This window comes from Virgibacillus sp. LDC1, assembly GCF_025792345.1.
GTDB classification, from domain to species: domain Bacteria; phylum Bacillota; class Bacilli; order Paenibacillales; family Paenibacillaceae; genus Paenibacillus_AQ; species Paenibacillus_AQ lautus.
In genome coordinates this window covers 2336835-2361587 of record NZ_JAOXLZ010000001.1, presented here as the reverse complement: position 1 = coordinate 2361587, position 24753 = coordinate 2336835, and the positions used below count along the sequence as shown (strand labels likewise).

The window sequence follows — 24753 nt, the reverse complement described above, 5'->3', positions numbered from 1 at the left end:
CTCAACATGTCATTACACATTACCAGATTGACAACAACCCGGCTTCTGGAAGTTTTCATGGACAAAACCTAAGATACGGCCCAGAGAGGCCTTCGAAAAGAGGATACATGATACAAGAGAGAGAGGAAAGCCAGTTCTTGCTTCTAACTAAATTGAAACTGCCCCAGCCCCTTTATCCATCTGTGCCACGTCCCCGGCTGCTTGCGCGATTGAATGCGGGACTAAACCGCAGGGCGACATTCGTGACGGCTCCCGCCGGATACGGTAAAACGACACTGGTCAGTGATTGGGCCAGACAACTGGACCGACCCGTCGGGTGGTTATCGCTGGATGACAAGGATAATGACCTCATCCGATTTTGGAACTACTTCATGAAAGCGATCGAACAGGCAATCGGCAGTTTGCCAGACTCCGTCCGTGCCTCAAACGCAATGCTGACTCCCGGTCAATACGAGCCATTTATCGTTGCTCTGTTAAACGAATTGAACGGCTTGAATGAACCGTTTATCCTGATCTTGGATGACTGGCATGTCATACATAATACGGATATCCAGGCATCGGTTTCTTATTTTCTGGAGTATTTGCCTTCCCGGGTGCATCTTTGTTTCTCTAGTCGAAGCAGCCATGGATTTCTGAAGTCGAGATGGATTAGTCGGGACTGGATCCATGAAATCCATACCCGGCAATTGTGCTTCAATTTGCAGGAGACGGTGAATTTCTTCCACATCGTTGAGAAGAGGGAGCTGCCAAGGGAGCAGATTGAACACATCCAAATCCAGACCGAGGGCTGGGTGACGGGACTTAGGCTGATCTCGTTGTCTATTCAGGACGATGAGTGGATGGGAGCTTTCAAGCACGTACAGTCCAACCCTGAACGCGTCGAGCTATATTTATTCGAGGAAGTGTTTGAATCGTTGGACGAGCCAACAAGGCAATTTCTGTTGAACGTCTCGATTTTACAGCGGATGAACGGGCAGCTATGTAAGGTTGTTGCTGGAGAACACGGTGCACAGATGCTGGCCCAGCTGGAAAAACGCAACATGTTCCTCATCCCGCTGGATGAAGACAGGGATTGGTTCCGATTTCACCATGTGTTCGGCGAGTTTCTGCTGAAGCAGCAGCGACGCCTTGATCCTGCGAAGACAAACGTGCTCTTCCAATCGGCTGCAGCCTGGTGTGAATCGCAGGGACTGATGGAAGAAGCGATCGATTACTACTTGGCCGGAGACTATCATTCGGAAGCGATACGTCTGCTAGAACAGTTGAGAAGCTTGATGGTCCGCAGGGAATTCTCGACCATGAAGGTTTGGTTGTCAGCGATTCCCGAGGAACTGCTTATGCAGTATCCTTACCTTTATTTTTCTTACATTTTTTCGTTATTGTGGTCTCAGGAGCTGGAGCTGTCGGAACGGTATTTACAGCTAGCAGAGAAGCATTATGCTGCTTCCTCAGCAAGCTGGAGTCCGGAGGAGAATAATCGCTATTTGGGTTATCTGTATTATGTAAGGAACTTTAAAGCGACCCAATATGACATGGACATGATAAAAGGGCTGGAGTATATCCATCTGTCACTTCAGCATAGTCCTAAAGGAACGGATCTGATCTTCGCATCTCCTCATATGCCACTGTCTCCTTCTATATACAGGTCATACAATGGCAAGCGTGGCGAACATTTGCCTCGGGGCCTTTCGGATACTTTCTTTTTGAGCATGATCGAATTCATGAAACCAATGGGACTACAGGATTCGGTCGTTGTATGTTATGGCGAATTACTCTACGAACGCAACGAGCTGGAGCAGGCGGAGGAGTACTTGAAGCTTGGATTACAAGGCACAAGTCAGGCGCATTACCAACCAGAGAAGGTGTACGTTCCCGCCAGTCTTTTCTTGTCGCGTATCAGCAAATCCAGACAGGATATCAGTCAGGCCGAAAAATGGTTGGAAGAAGCCTATAGAAGGGCGATTGAGGATGGCGCTAAGGCAGCCCCCATCTTGCTCGATGTCGAAATGGCAAGTCTGCGAATGGAGTCCGGAGACTTGTCTGCAGCTGTCGAATGGAAGGATCGATACAAGGTCTCGTCGGATGATCCGGTATCCGTATTTCAGCTATTCGCCTATATCTTTCTCGTTAGGGTGTTGATGGAGACCGGCAACAGTCAGGAGGCATGGACGTTATCGGAGAGATTGCTGCAAATCGCGATAAAAGGCCATCGTCCGATGGACGCCTTGGAGCTCCAAGTGCTTCAGGCGATGCTGCTGCAGATGATGGATAAGCCGCAACAAGCGCTGCTTAAGCTGGAAGAGGCGCTTATATTTGCGAAGCCCGATGATTATATCCGTGTGTTTGTTGATAAAGGCCAGCTGGTGGCACAACTGCTTGCGGTATATGTCCAGCATCGTCAAAAAGGAAACATCCGAGATAAAAACGCGCCTTCACTTGCCTATGTACGGAGAATTTTGTCCGCTTTCGGAGGGACAGCCGAATTTCCGCTACAAGGCAAAGCAACATTGGAAAAGCTTCTGACACCGCGAGAATATTCGATATTTCGTTATATGGAGGAAGGGCTGGACAATCCGGAGATCGTTGAAACGCTCGGCATCGGAATGGGGACCTTGAAGGCACACATCAATCGCATTTACAGCAAGCTGCAGGCGAAAAACCGAGTCGAGGCGATCAAAAGAGGGAAAGAGTTCCAGGGTTAAACACGGAAGGTTGTAACAGGAGGCTCGCCGCACGGCGGGTCTCTTTTATTGCGTAACTATAACCGGGCCTATAACCGGGGTTAGATTCGAACTCTCGAAAGATCCAATATAATGTACATCGTGGCAATTGAATAACGAAAGGAAGGAAAGACCAGATGAGACGCATCTTCTGTATTTCGATGACATTATTACTCGTGATCGGCATCATCCCGCTTCAAGCATTCGCTAATTCGAATGATGCGATGTCCGGCGACGGGACGGCGAACAATCCTTACGTCATCACAACGTTAGATCAATTAAACGCCGTGCGTAATGACTTGAATGCTCATTACAAGCTCGGAGCGGATATCGATGCTTCGGAGACTGCAAATTGGAGTAATGGGGCTGGCTTTATGCCTATCGGCGATGACAAAAACGGCAATAGCCCGTTCACTGGTGTCTTCGATGGAGCGGGACATGTCATCCGCAATCTGACCATGAATCAGCCCAAGATGGACATGGTCGGCCTATTCGGAATTGTAGGCTCCAATGGTGTGTTAGAAAATATCGCTCTCGAAGGTATTTCGATCATTGGAAACAACCATGTGGGCGGGCTCGCAGGGCGCAGCGATGGAACCATTAACGGGTCCTACGTTACCGGAACGGTTAGAAGCAACATGGCCACCGTCGGAGGGTTGGTAGGATACAATGGCATTCAGGGTAAAATAACCTCCTCCTACTCTACGAGTACCGTCACCGGGACCGATTATGTGGGTGGTTTGGCAGGGCGCAGCGACGGGATGGTAAGTGACTCCTATGCTGCCGGTACGATCAGTGGCACCTCTATAGTGGGTGGGTTAGTAGGGGACAGCGAAGGTGGAGAAATCATCCGGTCCTACGCCACGGGTGACGTCAGCGGGAGCGCTGAACACGTCGGCGGACTGGTCGGTTATAATATTTCCGCTCTTATAAGTAGGTCATATGCCACGGGAACAGTCCGTGGCAGGAGTGCTGTCGGCGGTCTTGCGGGCAGCACGGGCCACGGGTTGATCCTTCAGTCATACGCCAGTGGCAGCGTCAGCGGGCGCGATCAATCTGTGGGCGGTCTGGTTGGGAGTAATAGTGGGAAATTGAGCGACAGTTTCTGGGATGCTGAAACTGTCGGCTTGAATAGTGCCTGTGGATACGATACATACGGATCCTGTACCGCGAGCGGCCTCACGACTGCACAGGCACTAACCCAATCGAGTTATTCCGGCTGGGATTTCAACAATGACTGGTTTATGGTCGAGGACTCGACGCGACCATTCCTTCGCTCCGAATGGTCGACCGAAATATGGAACTCGCATCAACTGCAGCTGATGGCAATGGATCTGTCGGCGAACTACATACTGACGCAGGGTATTGATTTCGACACGACATTCACTGATAACACCCGCTCCGATATGTGGGGGACGAGCACAGGGAACGGTTTTGGATTTGAACCCATCGGTAATGGCAGCACTCCGTTCACAGGTACACTCGACGGCCAAGGATATGATATTACGGGCTTATATATCAACAGGAGCAGTTTAATGAGTGTCGGGATGTTCGGTAATATTTCTAGTGGTGAGGTTCGAGACGTTCATTTGAAGAACGGGAATGTCACCGGCGGCCTTCAGACAGGCATGCTGTCGGGACAAAACGGGCCCAGCAGCCAGATTATGAAGGTCCATGTTACAGGGAATGTTACCGGAGCAGGCATGACAGGTGGCCTGGTCGGGAATAACGACGGAACGATTGGCAGTTCTAGCTCGAGTGCTACTGTCGGTGGAGTGGATGAAGTAGGCGGTCTGGTCGGAAGGAACGGCATGGGGAGTGTTACTGAGGCTGTGTATGCTACCGGGAGCGTTAGCGGAAACAGCCATATCGGTGGATTGATCGGCTCGAATGCGGGCCTGGTGTATAACGCATATGCAACGGGTCAAGTCGATGGTCAATTCAATATCGGCGGATTGGTCGGACACAATGATATGAATAGCCAAGTGAACTTGTCTTTCGCCGCCGGGAGCATTACCGGTATGGATTTTGTCGGAGGCCTCGTGGGTCGGAATGAGAGCGGTAAGGTAAATGATTCGTATGCCATCAGCTCCGTTGACGGTCGTTACGATGTTGGCGGCCTCGTGGGAAGGAATATCGGTGATATCAAGACCACGTATGCCGTCGGAAGTGTAACTGGCAGCGGCGAAGTCGGCGGCCTGGTCGGACGGGAATTCGGTACGGTTACCTCGAGCTTCTATAATAAGGAAACGACCGGACAATCGGATACCGGCAAAGGTGAACCGCGGATTACGTCGGAAATGAAACAGTATGCACGATTTGGTACCGATTGGGACTTCAGCGGAATATGGGCGTTACAGGAGGGAGCCATGTTTCCTGTTTTGCAAGGAATTGCAGCCAACCTCGAATGGGACGCTGCTCCACCAACCATCACCAGTGCGAAGATCGAAAGCGAGCATCCGAGCAACGTCATCGTGAGCTTTGATGAAGAAGTCAGCCTCACTGACGCCGGGGGAATTATAATTACAACAGACGGAAAGCCTTCTACCATTTCTCGGGTGGACGGATCAGGAACTAATACACTTGTCCTTAAAGTAGATAAAGCATTTGAAGAAGACCAACAAGTTCTCCTATCCTACGATAAACCATCCGGAAACATTTCCGACCGCGCAAACAATGCGCTGCTCAGTTTAACGGATCGGATCGTCGATAACCTGACTCGTCCCGTTGACCATATACCGCCATCCATCGCCATTACGATGACCACGGCGGATGGAATGGAGTATGTTGATCGCACGTGGAGCCATCAAACGGTTAACGTAAGTGCAGAAGCATCTGACGAGTCTGGCGTCACTTCATTTACGTATTCGCTAAATGACGGCGTGTCGTGGAGCCCTTATTTATCTGATATCGTCCTGGGCGATGAAGGTGTTCATAGAATCGCATTCAAAGCCGTCGATACTGCGGGCAATGAATCGATTGAACGACGCACAGTCTGCATCAGCACAACTGGAATAAACTTGACGCCTACATTAGTGAAGGCGGACGGAAGTGAATATACGAGCGGCGAATGGAGTAGGTCGAGCGTAACTTTGAGCGTCTATGCTGAATCGGCAGTCAGCGAGATCTCCAATCTGACCTATACGCTGAACGGGGGGCTTTCACAAGTCTACGAGAACAAAGCACCCATCGAAATTTCGAGCGAAGGCGAGACGAACATTCGATTTGAGGCGTCCAATCAAGCAGGCAATACGTTATTCCTCGACATCACGGTGAAGATTGACAATACGCCGCCATCGATTACGATTTACCCTAATGGAAGCGAAATGCAGGTAACATCGGTAGTACCGAGGGTGACGGTCATTGATTCAGGGAGCGGCATAGATCCGGCCTCGCTGGAGTTTCAGTGGACGACCGATTCGTCCATACCAGCCACAGGCTGGAGACCGTTTGCGAACGAGGCCGCGCTAATGAAAAGCGGCGTTGACGGTGATTGGTACTTGCATGTAAGAGCACATGACCAAACAGGTAATCCTGTTAACGTGACGTCCAGCCGGTATCGTTTGATAACGCAGAAGGCGAGTGAAGCAAGCGGTTCAAATCTCACTAACGGAAGCCATGTATGTTCACTGCCGAACAACGCCTTTCTTGTAGGCCTGGAAGGGAGAACCATTGCTTTTGAGGGGGGACAGATTCTCATCCCTGCTAAAGCACTGAATCGACCATTTTGTTTATCCATAAATCTAACACTTCCAGATGGTGATAAATTTCTTCTATCTGAAGGAGAGCGAGCAGTTAGTAAAGTCGTTGAGTTTAAGAAAGATGTGTCTGGAAAATTCGATCAAGACGTAACCATCAGCCTGAAATTTGACGCCAACACCATACAAAAAGGCAGTCATGAGCTCCAACTTCGTCAGGTTAACGAAGAAACGAAGGAATGGGAAGCACTGGATAACGTCAACATAGACTGGGATGAGGGGATTATAAGTGGTACTACCGACCACTTTACTCCATTTGCGATTTTTGCGAGAACGATTGTGCCTGTTGAAATCGGTGTTGCGTTTTCCGATATAAAAGGTCATTGGGCGCAAAAGAACATTGAGAATCTCGCAGAAAAGGGCATTGTGAACGGTTATATAGACGGAAGCTTCAGACCTGACCGTACGATGAGCCGAGCAGAATTCGCGACAATCCTGGTTCAAGCATTAAGTCTCACTAATAAAGGCAGTAAGGAATTCGCCGATACCAAGGATCATTGGGCGAGGCAAGCCATTTCAACAGCGTATTCTTACGGAATCATCCAAGGATACGATCCGGTTACTTTTGGCCCCGACGATTTCATTACGCGCGAAGAAATGGCACAAATGGTGGTTCAAGCCTTTCAATTGGATCATCCCCTTACCAACAAAACCTTTATCGATCAGGATAAGATTGCTGTTTGGGCACGGAAAGCGATGTTGATTGCAGTAGATCATGGAATCATGAAGGGTTATCCAAACGACATGTTAAAACCCAAATCTCATGCTAGCCGTGCGGAAGCGATTACCGTGATTTGGCGCGCCATGGAGACAAAATAAAAGGTGTCGATTAACGAGTTGCCGAATATTTATAGCAGAGTTTATTGATTTCGACAGTTAAAAGGAGAAAAAAATGTTAACGACACAGCAACTACAAGACATTGAACAATTGCAAAAAGAGTGTGAACTTCATGATCATGTACAACTGAAGCTAAACTGGGATATGCTCAGAGAACGCAAAACGGAGAATCTGGATTTTTTTCATTATGAGGATGACGAACTAGTAGCGTTTCTAGGTTTATATCCTTTTGGTTCGACTGTCGAAGTATGCGGCATGGTAAAGCCTAATGAACGTCGAAAGGGGCATTTCGGGCGATTGTTTCACCTTGCAATGGAACAAGTAAAATTCAATGGATACAAAAAAATCTTGTTGAACGCGCCTGCGAGATCCGATGCGGCAACATTCTTTTTGAATGAACAAGGTGCTGAATATGCATTCTCGGAGCATCAAATGGAATGGCACGAAACGCCTCTGGAGGAGACAACCGATATTCTTCTCAGACAGGCAACCGAAGAAGACTACGAAATGAGCGTTCGTTTGTCCGTGAGGGCTTTCGGATTGGACGAAGAAGACGCCAGAGTGATGGAGAGCCATCATTTCGCGGATCATACGGATATGCTCATGATTGACGTGAACGAAAAAACGGTTGGGAAACTTCGGGTAAGTCGTGAAGAGGGGCAGGCGTGGATCTATGGCTTCTCCATATTGCCAGAATATCAGGGCAGAGGGATAGGCAGAAAAGCGCTTCGCCAAGTCGTTAAAGAGCAAAGCTCTGCCGGATTTACGGTACACTTAGAAGTCGAAACGAAAAACAACCATGCGCTGAGGTTATATGAGTCGGTTGGATTTAAGGCAGTGCATGTACAAGATTATTATAAATACGAATGCAGATGATAATAATCGAAATTTGTGCAAGAAAAGTCGCCATCAGGGCGACTTTTTCTTTTAACTGGGATTATTTAATTTAACGTATATCTATTGAAGTCTATTTATTCTGCCGATATTGAAGGGGCATATAATTTTATCATTCAGGAGGAATTATGATGAAAAAAACAGTTATTCTGCTCACCAGTGCGGCACTGATGTTTGCGACCGCCGCTGGCACGATCTCAGCCAAACCGGGTAACACCCCACCTGGCAAGACGAGTAACGCGGCATCGACAAAGGGACCTAAAGAAAAAGAAACTCGAAATGAAGAGCCTCAAACCGAGGAAGCAGAGGCATCTGATACGACTAGCAAAGAAGAAGACCAAGTTAAGGATTCAATATCTCCGGAAACAGAAAATACAAACGACAATTCCACCGATAAAGTCGATTCCAAGAACAAAGGACACAAAGGATACAAAGGCTTGCTAAATGCCATTCAAAACGTAGAAGATAAACCGGCAGGCGCCGTTTTAGCCAATATTTTGCTTACCGAATATACGGCCGAGCTGACGGACGAACAACAAAAACAACTTGAAGCCATTATGGAAAAGGACAAGGCGTTAGAAGCGGCGGCGGGCATGCTTGAAACAAACGGCAGCGTGACGGACGCTGTGTATTTGCAAGAAGAAGCTATTCAAGCAAATTTTAAAAATTTGGATCTATACAAAACCATGGGTAAGCTTAACGAAAAGGCGGGTAAAAAGAATGGGGTTAAGCTGTATGTGAACGGCGAAGCTTCGGATGCCGAACCTTTTGTCAAAAAAGGCAATACATATGTTCCTTTTCGCGCCATAGCCGAGGCTTTGGAAGCCGAGGTCATATGGAATCCGGAAAAGCGTTCCATCACCGTTACGAAGGACGGGGTTAGCATTCAACTCCTGGTGGGCAGTAAAACAGCAACCGTTAATGGGAAGAAGGTCTCATTGGATGCCCCAGCCACCGTTACAAAGGGCAATACGTATGTGCCCGTACGCTTCATAAGTGAGGCATTGAATGCAACCGTCAAGTGGGAATCAGAAAGTCAGACCGTTGTTGTTTATGAAGAGGAAGCATAATAGGTAAATTTTTTAGCCGCTAATCTGGAATGAGATCAGCGGCTTTTTTGTTTAAATAAAGTCTTTGATAAAGAGGGGCATTTCGTCTGCCGAAAAGCCGTATGGGAATCAGGACTATGCATGACGCTAAATATGTGTACCATATGTTAAATTTTTTCAGTGTCTTCTTCATTGTAAACGCTTTAATATCGATTTATGACCGACTGAACAGGAGGAGGAGTTATGAAGGTTGCAGGACGTTTCTGCAGGGTGTTATGGATAGTCGTCATGATGGTGTCGGCAGCTGGATGCATGGCGGGGAGGAACGGAGCTGACAGCAGAATGTCCGAATCGGAACGACCGTTTGACAACGTGCGGATTACCGCATATATGGCCAAAAACCCGGTTGCGGATATCCTTCGCGCCCATCTTCCCGAATTCGAGAAGGAGACGGGCATCAAGGTTGATTTTCAAGCGTTGACCAATGAGCAGCTCAGCCAAAAGATGTTCGTACAGATGACGGTAGGTAGCGAAAGTCCCGACGTGTTCATGATCCGGCCTTTGGAAGAGCTGAGTCTGTATGAGAACAATGGCTGGCTAATGCCCTTGGAATCGTATGCCGTATCGGATCCACGTTACGACTTTGCCGATTTTTCGTCAACGGCGCTGGAATCGGTAACGGTGAAGGAAAAGCTGCTTGCCGTCCCGCTTTCAACCGAGCAGCAGATTCTATTTTATCGCAAGGATTTGCTGGAGAAAAAAGAAATCGAAGTGCCGCAGACTTTGGACCAGCTGGAAGCGGCGGTCAAGCAGGTGCACGATCCCGAGCGTGGCGTCTACGGTTTTGTTGCAAGAGGGCAGCGAAGCGCTCTCGTCACCCAGCTCTCGTCCTTCGTATACTCCGAAGGCGGAAATTTTACGAATGAGGATCAGGCGGTACTGAACTCAAAGGAAGCGGTCAAGGGAATTGAACGGTATGTAAGGCTACTCGGAAAATATGGTCCACCGGATGTGCTGAACTACAGTTGGACTCAGTCCGCGGAGTTGTTCGCTCAAGGAAAGGCGGCGTTTTTCACCGATGCCAGCGCGATCTACCCCATGCTCACGCAATCAGGACTGGCGAAGGAGAAGATTGGGTATGCGCTGTTTCCGGCAGGCGAAGCCGGCCGCAAGCCCTACAGCACTACCGCTTGGGGCATTGCGATCAATGCGAAATCGGCCCGCAAGGATGCGGCCTGGGCTTTCATCGAGTGGGCCTCGGGCCGGGACATGGTGCTGCAAGCCCAGAGGATTGGTAACCCGGGAGCCCGGAGCTCGCTGTGGCATGACAAGGAAGGCATCTCCGGCTTTCCGGAGGAGCTGATTCCGGTAATCAATGAATCCATCCCGATCGGAATGAGTTATGATCGTCCAAAAGTCATTTACGTGAAGGAAGCACGGGACATTATCGGCAGCGTTGTGGTGAAGGGACTCATCGGCGAAGATGTCGGGGTTGCTGCGGAGTCGGCAAACGTTCAATTGCAAGAACTGATCGACAGCGAGAAGTAGAGCGAATCGCTCTGACACGGGGGTATGTTTTTTGATGAAGCGGTTAAGGACAAGTACGTTTGCGAAGCTAACAACACTGCTGGCGGTCTTGGTTATTCCGATTATTTTGCTGTATGCCTACTCCCATCAGGTCAGCATCAACGTCGTTCGTTCGGCTGTGGAGGAGGGCCAGCGGAACCGACTGACGTTCTTCATGAGTCAGATGGACAACATGATCGATCAGCTAACCAAATATTCGGTGATTGCGAGCAATGATGACGGGATCAAGAGTTATCTGGCGGAGCGCCCACGGAGCACCCTCATGGAACGAATCGACAGCCAGCAGCGGATCACGGATATGTTGAATATGCAGATTGCAACTAGCAGCTGGGACAGCCAAATCCTTATGTACGTAATGCAGTATCAAGAATTGCTGACTACCGACTTGTCGGCAAGGTATGATGCCGAATACTTGGCTAATGCGCATGAGCAGAACTGGTCTTATCATCGGGATTCGCGAGGACAAGCCTTTTTCAGCTGGATGAGAACGTCCGCTTCTTCGCAGGATCTGATCGTGGAGGTCCGTTTCACCGACCAGAATCTGGTCAATATGCTGAATCGGTTGAAACAGGATGGGGACAGCGAGCCATTCCTGTATGCACCTGACCGAACCGTTATTGCCAACAGCACATCGGTCGAGGAGACGATACAAATGGCGGCCGGCATCCTGAACGAGATGCAGCTTGGGGAAGAGGGCAGCCGAATCGTGCAATCCGGGCAGGGCAAATATGTAATGAATTACGTCTTGTCCAGCAGTTTGGGCTGGTATCTGGTGGATTTCGTCCGACTGGACAGTGTTTATTCTCCGATCACTTTAAGCAGCACCCTCTTTTACATTTCCGTATCGCTCCTGCTTGTTCTCGTCTTACTGCTGACCTTGTTGTTGTACCGCAATGTTCAGCGTCCGATTTCCCGCCTGCTTCATGCGGTGAGAAGGATCAGGGACGGTCAATATATGACGCGTCTGAAGGATGCGCCGAAGAATGAATTCATGTATCTGTTCCATTCCTTCAATAATATGGCGGAGCAAATCGAGGAGCTCATCGAACGGGTATACAAAGAGTCTTTGCGATCCAAGGAAGCCACGCTTAAGCAGCTCCAATCGCAAATCAACCCTCACTTCCTGTATAACTGCCTGTTCTACATCAAGAACATGGCAAATCTCGGTGAGAAGGAAGCTGTCGTGGCCATGGCCCTGAACTTGGGGGAGTATTACCGGTACACGACTCGACTGGAAAACCCGACCGCGCCGCTTGAAGAGGAAATGAAGCTGGTAGACAATTATTTAACGATTCAGATGCTGCGGCTTCAGCGCCTAACCTTCGAGATCGAGGTTCCCGAAAGAATGATGCAGCTTGAGATTCCGCGCTTACTGCTCCAGCCTATCGTGGAGAATGCCGTCATTCATGGCGTCGAGGATCAATTGGATTTTGCGATGATTCATATTTCCGGAGAAACCGAAGGGAGTCGATGCAGAATCAGAATTGACAACAACGGCCAGGGCATGGACGTTGGCATCATCGACAAGCTGAAGCGGCAGGTCGAGGAGCCCTTGAACGAAAGCGGGGGATTCGGCCTGTGGAACATTCATCAGAGACTGATCACCCGGTACGGCAAACATGCGGGTTTGACCTTCTCGGAATCGCCGTCGGGAGGGCTTCGCGTAGAATTATGCTGGGAAGATCCAAGTAGAGCAAGGGGGGATGATGTTGTATACATTGCTGATCGTTGATGATGAAGCAAGCGTGGTAGAGGGGCTGGCGCATACGATACCTTGGCGTACAATCGGGATTGATGAAGTGCGCAAGGCATACTCCGCTTTCGAAGCGCTGGAAATACTGCAGACGCAGCCGGTCGACATTATGATTTCCGACATCACGATGCCACGGATGAACGGGCTCGAGCTTATCGAGATCACGAGATCGAGATGGAAGAAGATCAAAACGATCCTGCTGTCCGGTTACGCTGAGTTTGCTTACGCGAAAGAAGCCATAACGCTTGGCACTTACGAGTACCTGCTTAAGCCCGTCAGCGACGAAGTCGTGCTTGAAAAAGTAGGCGGAGCTGTGGAATCGCTGCGGCAGGAGCGTGAGTCCAGCGAAACCTACAACCGTGCGGTTCAGGCTTTTCGAGCTAATCTGCCTCAAATTCGAGGCGAATTCCTGAATCAGCTGCTTCAAGGCATGAAATCGCCGAAGAACGTTTGGGCCGAAAAACTGGAGCTGCTTGAAATGAAATCCGCCATCGGCAATCAAGCGGCCTTGATGCTCGTACGGATGGAGGACCGTCTGACGGAAATGAGTCCTTATGACTCCTCCATCATGGAGTACGCGATCGGTAACATGGCGGACGAGATCTTCGGGGAACGGTTTCGGTTGTGGCGATGCAGGGACATACACGGATATCTCGTCTTTTTTGTTTTTGTAAGCGATGAATCGGCGGACAGGATGCACCCCCATGAGCATGCACAGGAAAATGAACTCAAGCATCTCGCGGCGCAGTTACAGATGAACGTCAGCCGTTACCTGAAAGGAACGATCTCCGTCCTGATAGGAAAACGAGGTTCCTTTCCGGAAGATGTCCGAAAGCTGTACCAGGACAGTCTTTTCGCTTTGCGCCGCCATATTGGCAGTCACAGTGATATGTTCGTTTACGCAGAAGATGAAGAGGAGCTTCATCCGGTCCGTTCCTTGCAAAAGTGTTATGAGCCCCCGCTTCTCCCTCATCTGCTGGAATCCGGCAGTTGGAAGCAGATTAAAGAGAAGCTTGAGCAGATCCTCAAGGAATTGTCGCTCGCGCACAGCCAATCGCAGGAGCATGTAATCGAAGCCTTTTTCTTTATATACTCCTCGCTAAGCGCGTATGCGCACAAGAACGGACGCGGTCTGGCCGATATCGTCGGAGCGTCCCTTGCGGACGTAACGGGACTGTCGCAATGCACAACCGCGGCCACGCTCGGCAAATGGGTGGGTCAAGTGCTGCCTCTACTGGAGTCTAGCGCCGAACAGGCAACCCGCAGCGACCGGAGCGCTGCCGTGTCCCGGATGAAACGGTTCATACGGGACCATCTGTCTCAGGATATTTCCCTGCAAGCCATTGCGGATCATATGTATATGCATCCGGTTCACGTGTCCCGCCTCTTTAAAATGGAGACCGGATCGAACTTGAGTGATTATGTGCTCCGGTTGAAGATGGAGCAAGCGGCCGAGCTGCTGGCCGACCACTCCTTGAAGAGCTTCGAAGTTGCCCTGAAGCTGGGATACCACAACCCGAACTATTTTATTCGGGTGTTCAAAAAGTATTATTCCGTGACGCCCCAAGAATACCGAAACAGCTTGGAAGCCGGAAAGCCCTAATAAAGCCTGTATACCGTCCGTTTCCAGCCATGCGTTTGCGCTGGAAGCGGGCTTTTTTTGTGTAATTCGGCCGCTGCTTTCGATAGCGTTATCATGTTAAGTAAGGAGAGGGGATGTTAAGCCTATATCATTTAACCCTGTTTATGAAGCCCTTACAATGAATGGTGTAAGGACATTCCACTATATGCTGAGGGGTGAACATGATGAAGATGAAGAAAACCTCTATACGATGGATAACGGCAGCTTTAACCATGTTATTGATGGCAGGATGCAGCGTAGGGGGAACGGGAGACAGCGGATCGGGGAATGCCGATCCGGGGAAGGAAACCCTGACATTCTGGATGAAGAAGCAGATGTTCGAAGAGCAAAACCAGATGATCCAAGAGAGGGCAAAGCAGTTCGGAGAAGAGCATGACGTGAATGTCAACGTGGAGTTTATCGCGTACGAGGACTTTTATCCGAAATGGTCGGCAGCCATCGAATCGGGTACAATGCCGGACGTCTCTTTCTTCGGCTACCAGGAAGTCGGACAATTCTACGCCAAGGACGTTCTCGAGGATGTTACCGACGTTGTGGTCAGCGTGGAGAAGGCAAACGGGGAAATACAGGACAGCCTGAAAACCTCCGTAACGTTCGAGGACAAGCTATACGGAGTGCCGTTCTGGACCGAGTCCACGGCTTTATATTACCGTAAGGACATGCTTCAGGCTGCCGGGTACAGCGAGCCGCCCGGAACCTGGGAAGAATTCCGCGAAATGGCGAAGGCACTCTCGGATCCTTCCAAAGGGATATACGGTGCAGGGCTCGGTTACGGGAAAGGCAATTCGGATGCCGAATGGCTCACCCGGGCGATCATCTGGTCCTACGGAGGTTCCCTCGATACCGAGGACGGCAAGAACGTGGCGGTGAATTCGCCCGAAACTCTTCAGGCGGTTCAGCTGATCAGGGACATTTTCATCGAAGATAAGGTGACGCCTCCAAGCTCCATCGGATGGGATGACAGCGGCAATAACAAATCGTATTTAAGCGGCCAATCAGCCATGATCTTCAACGTAGGAAGCTTGGCTGCGACGATCAAGAACGATAATCCCGAATTGTACGAGAATACAGGGATCGCCATGCTGCCCGCAGGACCGAAGGGAGCCGTAGTGCCTGGCATTAGCAATAATCTGGGCATATTCAAGGCATCCCGGAACAAGGAGCTCGCCAAATCCTTCATCGAATATATGGCGGACAAAACGTGGTACGGCCAGTGGGTGCAGAACGGGGCTCCATTGACCGGTCCGATCTACACGGATCTGGCAAACGAATCCGTCTGGCAGGAGGAGAAGAACAAAGGATTCGTCGACTCCATCGCACATTTCGCTTTCCTTGGATACCCCGGGGAGTATAATCCGAAAGCTGGAGAGATTTATAACCTTCGATATGTCAACGACGTCTTCCAAAAAATGCTGCTGGATTCAGGCTTCACGGCTCAGCAAGCAGTGGACGAATTACAGAGTAAGATCGAGGCGGTATACGCGAAGTAGGGTTATGACTTAGCCGCGCATCAGGCTACCGCAGTCCGAATACAAGGCATCGATGCAAGGTCCGTGGCTGCGGACGAGCCTGAAGCGACAGAAAGAAGGTGCTCTCAATGAAAAGCTTGGAAGTTCAAACCTCACCGGGGAAGCCCCCGGCGCCTAGGCGGGAACAAGGCGGTACAAGCAGCAGGCTGGCCTACCTCCTCATGAGTCCGGTACTAATTTATTTGCTGGCTGTCATGGCGCTCCCTTTTTGCTGGGCGGTCTATCTTAGCTTGACCAATAAAGTAGTCGGCGTTCCCGAAACGTTCATCGGTTTGCGGAACTATGCGGAGCTGTTTACCGATTCCGTGTTTTGGAAGGCGGTATGGAACACCGTTGTCTTTACGATGGTGGCGGTCATTCTGAAAGCGGTGTTCGGAATGATTATGGCGCTCGTGCTCAACGAGAATATCGTCGCCCGAAACTTTTTCAGGGTGATGCTGTTTCTTCCGTGGACCATTCCGACGATCGTTTCCGTTTTTACCTGGCAGTGGATTTATTCCGACGTCGGCGGCGTGCTGAATGCCATCCTCCTCAAAACAGGGATCATCGACAGTCCCGTCGGCTGGCTGGCCACACCTGACCTGGCCATGTTCTCCGTCATTCTCGTCAACGTGTGGCGCGGCATTCCGTTCATGGGCATTGCCATTCTGGCCGGCCTGCAGACGGTGTCCAAAGAGATGTATGAAGCCGCCATGCTGGATGGAGCGGGAGCAGTCAAGCGGTTTTTCTACATGACGCTCCCCTCGGTAAAAGAAGTGACCATTCTATCTTCCGTTATCACCACCATCTGGACGCTGAACGACTTCGAGATCATCTGGCTTCTGACACGCGGCGGCCCGGACAACGGCACGCAGGTGCTGTCCACGCTTAGCTATACCGTTGGCTTTCTGAACATGAGTCTCGGTAAAGCCATTGCGATATCCCTCATTACGCTGCCGCCTCTGATCATGCTGATCCATTATGTGACCAAGCGTTCGCTGGCGTCCGACAAGTAAGGAGTGATCTTGATGAAGAATTCGCTCGGCAAGCAAATTACGGTATACTCGACGCTCGCGCTGCTGCTAATATTCGCGCTCTTCCCTTTATATTGGATGGTGATTACCTCTTTCAAGTCCAACGGGGAGATCTATTCCATGACGCCTACGTTTTGGCCGAAGGAATTTCTCGGCACCGCCTACGATAAGCTGATCAACGAAAAGGGATTTATGACGAATATCAAAAACAGCTTGTTCGTCTCATTGATCGTATCCTTGTTCTCGATTACGGTCAGCATGCTGGCTGCGTATGCGATCTCCAAGCTCAAGTTTAGAGGGAGAAGCTTCATCTCCAAGAGCATCCTCTATGCGTACCTGATGCCGAGGGCCGTTCTGTTTATCCCGCTCTACATGCTGGTGACGGCAATCGGCATCAACAATTCCATTTACGGCCTCATGCTGATTTATCCGACGATCACGATTCCGTATGCTACTTGGATGCTCATTTCCTATTTCAAATCCATCCCGGACGAAATCGAGGAAGCGGCCATGATCGATGGATGTTCGAGAATCCGTACGATGACCCACATCATTTTTCCATTATCGGCGCCGGGCATTGCGGCTACCTTCATTTTTTCATTCACGTTATGCTGGAGCGAATATTTATACGCTTTGGTCGTTGTCACTAAAGGCGCAGACAAGACGATCACGCTGGGACTGTCGGATATGATCGTCGGCGACGTATTCGCGTGGGGACCCCTGATGGGCGGCTCCATCATTGCATCGATTCCGGTCATCGTGATGTATCTGTTCACATCGAAATATATGGTAAGCGGAATGACGGTAGGAGGAGTTAAATAATGAATGCGAAAAGGGTATTAGTAACGGCTACGAATTACTCCAAACTGTGCGCGGATGCGAAGCGGCTGCTCGAGAGCCATGGATGCGAGATTATCGAGAATCGTTTCGGACGTCCGCTGACGTTCGAGGAGCTGAAGGAAGTGGTTGGATCGGTCGACGGCGTCATCGCCGGCGTGGACACTTGGAATGAGGAGGTATTCAAGCTTGCCCCGCAGCTTCGAGGCATCGCCCGTTTCGGCGTCGGCGTGGACAATATCGATTTGGGGGCTGCAAGGAAATATGGAATACAAGTGACCAATGTACCAAGGGGCAATGCCAACGCGGTGGCCGAGCTGGCGATCGGATTGATGATCTCGGTCCGCCGGCACATTCCGGCGCTGGATCGATCGACGAAGAACGGCGGCTGGGAACGCTTTGTCGGCTCCGAGCTTGCTGGGGGAACGATCGGCCTTCTAGGGTTCGGTAATATCGCCCAGCTCACCGCGAAGAAGTTAAAGGGTTTTGATGTCGAGATTATCGCTTATGATAAATATCCAGATACAGCCAAAGCTTCGGAATACGGCGTTACAATGACAACCTTCGAGCAAGTGCTGGCGCATAGCGACATCGTCAGCATGCATCTACCTAGCCTGTTAGAGACGCACCATATTATGAATGACAAGGCTTTTGCCAGGATGAAACCATCCGCTATTTTCATTAACACCGCGAGAGGAGCCGTCGTGGATGAACAGGCGCTGTCCCGGGCGCTGTCTTCCGGAGTTATCGCCGGGGCGGCCATCGATGTCTACGAGTCCGAGCCCGTATCCGCCGACCATCCGATTCTGCAGATCGGAAACCTGATTACGACGCCGCACACCGCAGCCGAAACTTTCGAGACGTATACGCGGGTCAGCATGATAACCGCTCAGGCATTGCTTGATATATTCGAAGGAAGGGAACCGCAAAATATACTCACATCAAAAGAATAATGTTCAACCATTGATACGAACCATTCGGGAGGGGACGCATATATATCAGATAATTACCGACGGCAATTGGCCGGTTATGCTAACGCCGTTTACGGAGCAGAACGAAGTGGATTACGAGGCCTTGGAGCGGCTTATCGACTGGTATATCGAGCGGGGGGCCGACGGCCTGTTTGCCGTATGTCAATCCAGCGAAATGTATACATTGACCCTGGAGGAGCGCGTATTGATCGCCGCCTTCGTCAAAGCGAAGGCGGCCGGCAGGGTACCGGTCATTGCATCGGGTCATGTATCGGATGCGTTTGATGATCAAGTAGCGGAGCTGAACGCAATCGCGGAAACCGGCGTCGACGCCGTGGTCCTAATCACGAACCGGCTCGCCGCTGCTGAGGAATCCGATGACGTGTGGCTGGCGAATCTCGATAAGCTGCTCGCGCGCATTCCGGAACACGTACCTCTCGGACTGTATGAGTGTCCAGCCCCGTATCGGCGCCTTCTGACGCCCGAAATGCTGAGGACATGCTCGGATACCGGACGCTTTCGGTTTATCAAGGACGTGAGCTGCGACCTGCAGCTATTCGGGGATAAACTCGAGGCGGTCAAGGGCGGGAGTCTGAAAATCTTCAACGCCAACACGGCGACGCTTCTGGACAGCTACAGGCTCGGCGCTTTCGGCTTCAGCGGCGTGATGGTCAACTTCCACCCTGAGTTGTATACGTGGCTGTTCCGAAATTGGGAGAGTCAACCGGAAGCGGCAGGGGAACTGTCCGATTTTCTCAGTGTGTCGTCATTTCTTGAAAGGCAGCTCTATCCAGTGAATGCCAAGTATTATCTCATGCTGGAGGGCGTACTGACGAACTATCGCTGCCGTTCGAAAAATCACGAAGAGTTCAGTGCCACCAACCGGTTGGAGGTCGAGCAATTGTACCGGGTGTCCAAACAATATGCCCGGAAGTATCCCGTTTTTACTTAAAGCGATTTAGGGAAATATAGCGTTGGAGAGTAAAAGTCGCCTATCATGGCGGCTTTTTTACAGGCGCTCAATTATGCAAGTGAATGATGAAAGCAGCACGAGTGATAGTCACCCGTGCTGCTCTTCCATTCTAAGATCCAGACTTCTTAACGACAGGGATCCAAACTTCCATTTCATACATGCTATTGCCTCTATCGTAAGTCATTTCAAACTCAGGACCATTTGCCGGTTCGTAATTGCAGGTTGGAAACCACTCTGCCCAAATGCGCTTCCACAATGCATGGATCCCGCTTTGCCCGTCGGGATAAAGGCCGGTTGAGAATATCGCGTAGGTTTGAGGTGGGATAGAGAGCCTTTCAAACCCTTCCGGCATGCCACTCTGGGGTATAAAGTAACCGATCAGGTAGGAAAATTCTCCACCTTCCTTGTTGTATAGTCCCCCATGAATCTGACCATTTTCCCCCAGACCCGCAGCTGTTCGGATTCGATCAACAGTGCCGTCGGATATGCACTTCGTCCAAAAAGCAGGTATATCAACAAAAGGATTATCGCCATCGCTATTCACCAGGGTTGATATGCCGAACATCTCAAAAGCCTGTTTTTCCTCTATTCTGTAATTCATCTCAACATCTCCTCGAATCGAAATGTGAAAGGATAACCGAGGATAGGCCTTCAGTGTAACTCCTTTGTCGCACGCTGACATTGGCATCACACCGTGCATTTTTTTAAACGCTCTAGAAAATGCTTCAGGCGATTCGTAACCATACTTTAAAGCGATGTCGATGACCTTTGTACCGCTCTGCTGCAGTTCAAATGCGGCAAGGGTCAGCCGCCTGCGTCTAATATACTCTGAAAGCGACACATTCGTTATGAACGGAAACATTCGCTGAAAATGGTATGTTGAGCAGCAGGCAATTCTAGCCACGATATCGAAATCAATCGTATCAGACAGGTGTGTTTCTACATACTCCATAACGTTGTTCATACGATCCAGCCAATCCATATAGACCATCCTTTCAAAATTGAGTATAGGGGATGGTAACCAATGAAACCTTGCAATCCATGCACCGAAATATCATGTTCGAGAGGATATGAATAAATCCTTTTTTGTTGATTATTAATTTCAACGATGATCTGCCCAGATACAGTTTCCATGGGATTTCATTTTGCCAAACGAACGGAAGAGTGAGTATACTATAAGAATGGATTGATGGAGTAAACCAGATATGGTAAATAAAGGTGGACACATATGGCTAAATCCGACCGGTATACTTTTCAAAATAAAATGAAGCGTATGGTGACCGACCTGCGCCAAAAAATTAAAAACGGCATTTACGCTCAGGGCGATTATCTTCCGTCGGAAATGTCTTTGATCGAGCTGTACGGTCTAAGCAAAAATTCAGTCCGGCAAGCGCTGGACCAGCTGGTCCAGGAAGGGTTGATCGTTAAAGTGCCCCGGGTGGGCACCCAGGTGGTTGCCTCTACCGGACAAGTCCGGAAGATTCGTTTCGGCATGTATCCATCTCTATATGCAGAGGCGGAAATGGAGGCCTTGCTTTCCCTATTTCAGGAGCGGCATCCGGATATTTTAGTGGAAATCGTGGACTTGCCCTATGAACATGCGGAAAGCATCGCGAACCTGATGCGGCTTGGTATTGTGGACGTGCTGTCCGTCAACATGCAGGATATGATGCACTTTCAGGAGAGCGGACATACAGGTCTGTTTCTCCCGCAGCAGCCCTATGCGTCAACCTACACTTTTTTGCATGCTCCCTTCGTGGATGCTGAAGGCCAGCTGGCGGCACAGCCGTTCATTCATTCTCCTGTGATATTGGCTTACAACAAAGAACATCTTCGGGAAAAACGCCAGTTTGAGCCGGACAGTGGTTGGAGCTGGGACGATCTTCAGCGAATGCTGCAGGAGTTGAAAAGCCCCGGACGTTACAGTCTGGCCCTGCAATTGTATTCGCTGAACCGATGGCCCATCTTCCTCATGCAGAGTAGAGGCGATATGGAGATTGATTCGTCATGGAGCCGGGCGATCGAGGGTCTGTCCTGGCTCCGCGGGCTGATTCATGAGGACGGCATGTTCCCGTTAGCGCTGGCTCAAGGGGCTTTTGAAGCGGAGAATTTGTTCCGTGAGCAGAAGGTCTCCGTCATCCTGACGACGTATTATCTGCTCAACCAGCTGAAGGGAGCGTCCTTTACTTATGACGTGGCGCCTCTGCCGCATTTTGATAATGGGACAACTCTGCTATTGGGCACCGGGATCGGGGTAAGTGCTCACTCCAAAGAGCGGGATCTGGCCCAAAGCTTTGCCGATTTTCTGGCCTCCGATGAAGTGCAGGAATACATCCGCAGGCATTCGTACAGCCTACCAGCAAACCGCTATATTACCGAGAATGTAGACCCGGAGCTGGAGGGACGGCCATCCCGTCTCAACCTGCACCGTGAAATGGCTCATCTATATAAGACCTGCAAAGATATACCACTAAGCCTGGATGAGATGCTGCTGTTCCGCGAACAATTGAAGCAATACTTCTCTTATCTGATCGATGAGGAAGAGCTGATGTCCGTGCTGGGAAGTAAAACAACAAGAGACAAATGGATTCATAAGCTGTGACCACCGTGGTCACAGCTTTTTACTTTATAGTATTTAAAAGTTTTAGCGATGCTGAACGATTCTATTATTTTAAGATAATGACCAGATAAGAACCAATTGACACTGTAGAGGAGATATGCTAAATTCTTTGCGAGTATATGAACTACATAAATACCAGAACATCATGATGTAACTCACTCTTAATCGGGGAGGGATGCCGCGATCCTTACTTGGTAAAACGATCCATTTTACCGCTACAGGTCGGACAGTTGTTTTGTCTATAGTACATTCCATTATAGAAATGAGGATGAATTAATGAACGTAACCCACAGCAAGCCTCGCGTGAAGGAGGGACTCCATCGCCTGTGTCTCGCGATTTGTGTTACGTTACTGACGGCGGTTTTCTTCCCGGCAAGCGCCTCGGCGGACATTAGAAAAAGTTACAGTAATCCTATCGATTTGGGCTCCCCGATGCAAAGCGTTGCGATTTATGACGGGGCATTCGGAATTCAGGACGGGCGCAAGGTTATGTACACAACGGTATCCGGTAAGCCGGCTATCTTTCATGTCATTGATCTGAAAACCAAAGAAGTGCTGAGCACGCACCCGTTAACGGGATCCGAAAGCTCTTGGACGCATTTGACGACCCCTGACGGGACGGTGTATATCGGGGGGAACGGTACACTGTACTCCTACTCTCCGGTGACTAAACAATTGAAAGTTCTGGGCGGCATCGATGAGCAGGTCGTATATGGCTTGTCTCACGATGAGGAGGGCCGGGTCTACTTCGGTTCTTATCCCCATGCGAAAGCGGGCCGCTACGATCCTTCTACAGGGGAAATGAAAGACTACGGCATTGTAGGCACGGGCCAAAGCTACAGTCGTTCCACTGCGTATCATGACGGATATCTGTATGTCGGTATCGGAATAGAAGGCAGCATTGTGAAGGTCAATGTGGAGTCTGGCGAGAAGGAGACCATCCAGCTTCCGAGCTACAACGGAGCGGTTGACATCGGCATGGTGAACCAGTTGGATGTCGCGGGCAAATATTTGGTTGCGGGCATCAGCAAAGGAAACAGCGCGCTTCTGTTCTATGATCTGGAGCTGCAGCAGTGGAGCGAGACATACCACTTGAACAATAAAGGCATTCGTCTCTCTTATGGACCGGAAGGCAGCAATAAAATCTATTTCGTGCAGAATAACCATCTGATGGAAGTGGATTTAAATACCCTTGCTGCTGTTGACACCGGTGTGGTGTACGGAACGTTCCTGCGTAATACGGCCTGGGTGGAGGTTCCGAACGATCCGGATCTTCCAGGTGTTTCTCTAGCAACCGTTCAATTCGGCGGCAGCGTAGCCTTCATGAATCTTACGACCAAGCAGGTCAAGGCGATTCCGTATCCGGTGAATGGCAACCCGATTCCTGTTCAGACGATGGAGAACGGTCCGGATGGACGTCTGTTCATTAGCGGTTACCCTGGGGGTACAGGGTCTGCGTATTCGATAGAGACCGGTACCTTCGAGACCTTCCCCATGGGTCAGTCGGAAGGGATGGTGTCCATGAACGGCAAGATGTATATGGGCGTTTATCCTGGCGCGGATATCTTTGAATACAATGCGGAAAATCCGACGCAGCGCAAAAGCCTGTTTAAAATTACCGGGCAGGACCGTCCGTTCATCATGAGAGCCGCGGAGGGCAAGCTGTTTATCGGTACCATTCCGGATTACGGCAAACTCGGCGGATCCCTAACCATTTATGATCCAGCCAACGGCAGCAATTATACCGAATACAAGAACGTCATCAACAATCAGTCGATAGTCGGCATTGCGGTGAAAGACGGCAAGGTTTACGGGTCCACTACCGTTGCTGGCGGACTGGGCATCACTCCTTCAGAACCGGCGGCCAAATTGTTTATCTGGGACATCGCGACCGGTAAAGTAGAGAAGGAATGGGTACCTTCCATTGAAGGCGCTTCTCCTACGCCTCATATTATCAGCGGTACCAGTTTTGGTCCGGACGGCCTGCTGTGGGCGGCTTTTGACGGAACGATTTTCGCTGTAGACCCGAACACCCAGGCGATTGTCAAAAGCAAGACGATTTACGAAGGTGTTGAGAAATACGGCAATTGGCGTCCGGTCTATATTCGCTGGAGCGAGGACGGCCTCATGTATCTGACGCTTGCCGGTCATGTCACCGTGGTCGATCCGGAAACGATGGAGCACCAGACGCTGGCGGAATCCCAACACGTGAATTTGGGACATGACGGTAACATTTACTACACGAACGATACGCAGCTGATGAAGATTGAAGTGTCTGATGGGGCGGCACCGGATAGGCTGGGCTCCCTGATGGACGATATTCAGTCCTGGAAGTCGCAGGGGGATATCAGCCATCCGCTTAGTCAGCAGATCGGCAATGCGCTGAAACAAGCGGAGCTGAAGCATAAGCAGGGCAAGAAGGATCAGGCCGTAAAGCATCTGAACGATGCGCTCAAACATCTGAATAAAGCCAAAGCGGGAAGTATTACGGAAGAGAAACGTTCGGAAGTGGAGCAGCGCATACAAGCGATCATTGGTGAATGGTCCTGATTTTTGCAGGGAATCGCTT

15 protein-coding genes are annotated in these 24753 nt (G+C 50.1%); 14 read left to right on the top strand and 1 reads right to left on the bottom strand.

Annotated features, from left to right (window positions below):
* Positions 1-107 precede the first annotated feature (107 nt).
* The 12 genes from OHJ21_RS10480 to OHJ21_RS10425 all read left to right on the top strand — a co-directional run bounded on the left by OHJ21_RS10480 (position 108) and on the right by OHJ21_RS10425 (position 19543).
* On the top strand, positions 108-2702 hold the full coding sequence (locus tag OHJ21_RS10480; RefSeq protein ID WP_100537582.1) for a winged helix-turn-helix domain-containing protein: 2595 nt from the start codon (positions 108-110) through the stop codon (positions 2700-2702).
* A gap of 179 nt (positions 2703-2881) precedes the next feature.
* A complete protein-coding gene (locus OHJ21_RS10475) occupies positions 2882-7297 on the top strand; it encodes an S-layer homology domain-containing protein (RefSeq protein WP_486020011.1) in 4416 nt (1471 codons plus the stop codon).
* Between the two features lie 73 nt (positions 7298-7370).
* Positions 7371-8192 carry a GNAT family N-acetyltransferase gene (locus tag OHJ21_RS10470; protein ID WP_394055314.1) on the top strand — a complete coding sequence of 274 codons (822 nt, stop codon included), beginning with the start codon at positions 7371-7373 and terminating at the stop codon, positions 8190-8192.
* Positions 8193-8341: 149 nt separating this feature from the next.
* Positions 8342-9280 (top strand): copper amine oxidase N-terminal domain-containing protein, encoded by a 939-nt coding sequence (locus OHJ21_RS10465; protein WP_394055316.1) that lies wholly within the window; start codon positions 8342-8344, stop codon positions 9278-9280.
* A 222-nt stretch (positions 9281-9502) separates the two neighbouring features.
* Positions 9503-10807, top strand: coding sequence for an ABC transporter substrate-binding protein (locus OHJ21_RS10460; RefSeq protein WP_394055318.1), 1305 nt, complete (start codon positions 9503-9505; stop codon positions 10805-10807).
* Positions 10808-10841: 34 nt separating this feature from the next.
* On the top strand, positions 10842-12578 hold the full coding sequence (locus OHJ21_RS10455) for a sensor histidine kinase (protein ID WP_394055320.1): 1737 nt from the start codon (positions 10842-10844) through the stop codon (positions 12576-12578).
* Complete coding sequence (locus OHJ21_RS10450) at positions 12556-14202, top strand: response regulator (RefSeq protein WP_100537576.1); 1647 nt, start codon at positions 12556-12558, stop codon at positions 14200-14202. Before OHJ21_RS10455 ends, OHJ21_RS10450 begins: the two co-directional genes overlap by 23 nt.
* Before the next feature lie 203 nt (positions 14203-14405).
* Entirely contained in the window at positions 14406-15731 is a 1326-nt protein-coding gene (locus tag OHJ21_RS10445; RefSeq protein WP_243390729.1) for an ABC transporter substrate-binding protein, read from the top strand.
* 107 nt (positions 15732-15838) lie between these two features.
* Positions 15839-16765 carry a carbohydrate ABC transporter permease gene (locus OHJ21_RS10440; RefSeq protein ID WP_394055325.1) on the top strand — a complete coding sequence of 309 codons (927 nt, stop codon included), beginning with the start codon at positions 15839-15841 and terminating at the stop codon, positions 16763-16765.
* 12 nt (positions 16766-16777) lie between these two features.
* Positions 16778-17605, top strand: a complete 828-nt coding sequence (locus OHJ21_RS10435; RefSeq protein ID WP_071218478.1) for a carbohydrate ABC transporter permease — start codon at positions 16778-16780, stop codon at positions 17603-17605.
* The gene (locus tag OHJ21_RS10430) at positions 17605-18573 is read left to right on the top strand and encodes a phosphoglycerate dehydrogenase (protein WP_100537573.1); all 969 of its coding nucleotides are present in this window, start codon (positions 17605-17607) and stop codon (positions 18571-18573) included. Before OHJ21_RS10435 ends, OHJ21_RS10430 begins: the two co-directional genes overlap by 1 nt.
* 40 nt (positions 18574-18613) lie before the next feature.
* Entirely contained in the window at positions 18614-19543 is a 930-nt protein-coding gene (locus OHJ21_RS10425) for a dihydrodipicolinate synthase family protein (RefSeq protein ID WP_100537572.1), read from the top strand.
* A gap of 130 nt (positions 19544-19673) precedes the next feature.
* Here the strand turns inward: OHJ21_RS10425 and OHJ21_RS10420 are convergent, their stop codons facing one another.
* Positions 19674-20546, bottom strand: a complete 873-nt coding sequence (locus tag OHJ21_RS10420) for an AraC family transcriptional regulator (protein WP_100537571.1) — start codon at positions 20544-20546, stop codon at positions 19674-19676.
* 246 nt (positions 20547-20792) lie between these two features.
* Between OHJ21_RS10420 and OHJ21_RS10415 the strand changes: the two genes are divergently transcribed.
* Positions 20793-22166 (top strand): extracellular solute-binding protein, encoded by a 1374-nt coding sequence (locus OHJ21_RS10415; RefSeq protein ID WP_100537570.1) that lies wholly within the window; start codon positions 20793-20795, stop codon positions 22164-22166.
* A 294-nt stretch (positions 22167-22460) separates the two neighbouring features.
* Positions 22461-24734 carry an FIMAH domain-containing protein gene (locus OHJ21_RS10410; RefSeq protein ID WP_486020009.1) on the top strand — a complete coding sequence of 758 codons (2274 nt, stop codon included), beginning with the start codon at positions 22461-22463 and terminating at the stop codon, positions 24732-24734.
* Positions 24735-24753: the final 19 nt, after the last annotated feature.

Coding starts and splice junctions, on each gene's coding strand:
- OHJ21_RS10460 (WP_394055318.1), top strand. CDS start 9,503: ATGAAGGTTGCAGGACGTTTCTGCAGGGTGTTATGGATAGTCGTCATG.
- OHJ21_RS10410 (WP_486020009.1), top strand. CDS start 22,461: ATGAACGTAACCCACAGCAAGCCTCGCGTGAAGGAGGGACTCCATCGC.
- OHJ21_RS10465 (WP_394055316.1), top strand. CDS start 8,342: ATGAAAAAAACAGTTATTCTGCTCACCAGTGCGGCACTGATGTTTGCG.
- OHJ21_RS10415 (WP_100537570.1), top strand. CDS start 20,793: ATGGCTAAATCCGACCGGTATACTTTTCAAAATAAAATGAAGCGTATG.
- OHJ21_RS10440 (WP_394055325.1), top strand. CDS start 15,839: ATGAAAAGCTTGGAAGTTCAAACCTCACCGGGGAAGCCCCCGGCGCCT.
- OHJ21_RS10470 (WP_394055314.1), top strand. CDS start 7,371: ATGTTAACGACACAGCAACTACAAGACATTGAACAATTGCAAAAAGAG.
- OHJ21_RS10420 (WP_100537571.1), bottom strand. CDS start 20,546: ATGGATTGGCTGGATCGTATGAACAACGTTATGGAGTATGTAGAAACA.
- OHJ21_RS10435 (WP_071218478.1), top strand. CDS start 16,778: ATGAAGAATTCGCTCGGCAAGCAAATTACGGTATACTCGACGCTCGCG.
- OHJ21_RS10430 (WP_100537573.1), top strand. CDS start 17,605: ATGAATGCGAAAAGGGTATTAGTAACGGCTACGAATTACTCCAAACTG.
- OHJ21_RS10480 (WP_100537582.1), top strand. CDS start 108: ATGATACAAGAGAGAGAGGAAAGCCAGTTCTTGCTTCTAACTAAATTG.
- OHJ21_RS10475 (WP_486020011.1), top strand. CDS start 2,882: ATGACATTATTACTCGTGATCGGCATCATCCCGCTTCAAGCATTCGCT.
- OHJ21_RS10445 (WP_243390729.1), top strand. CDS start 14,406: ATGAAGATGAAGAAAACCTCTATACGATGGATAACGGCAGCTTTAACC.
- OHJ21_RS10455 (WP_394055320.1), top strand. CDS start 10,842: ATGAAGCGGTTAAGGACAAGTACGTTTGCGAAGCTAACAACACTGCTG.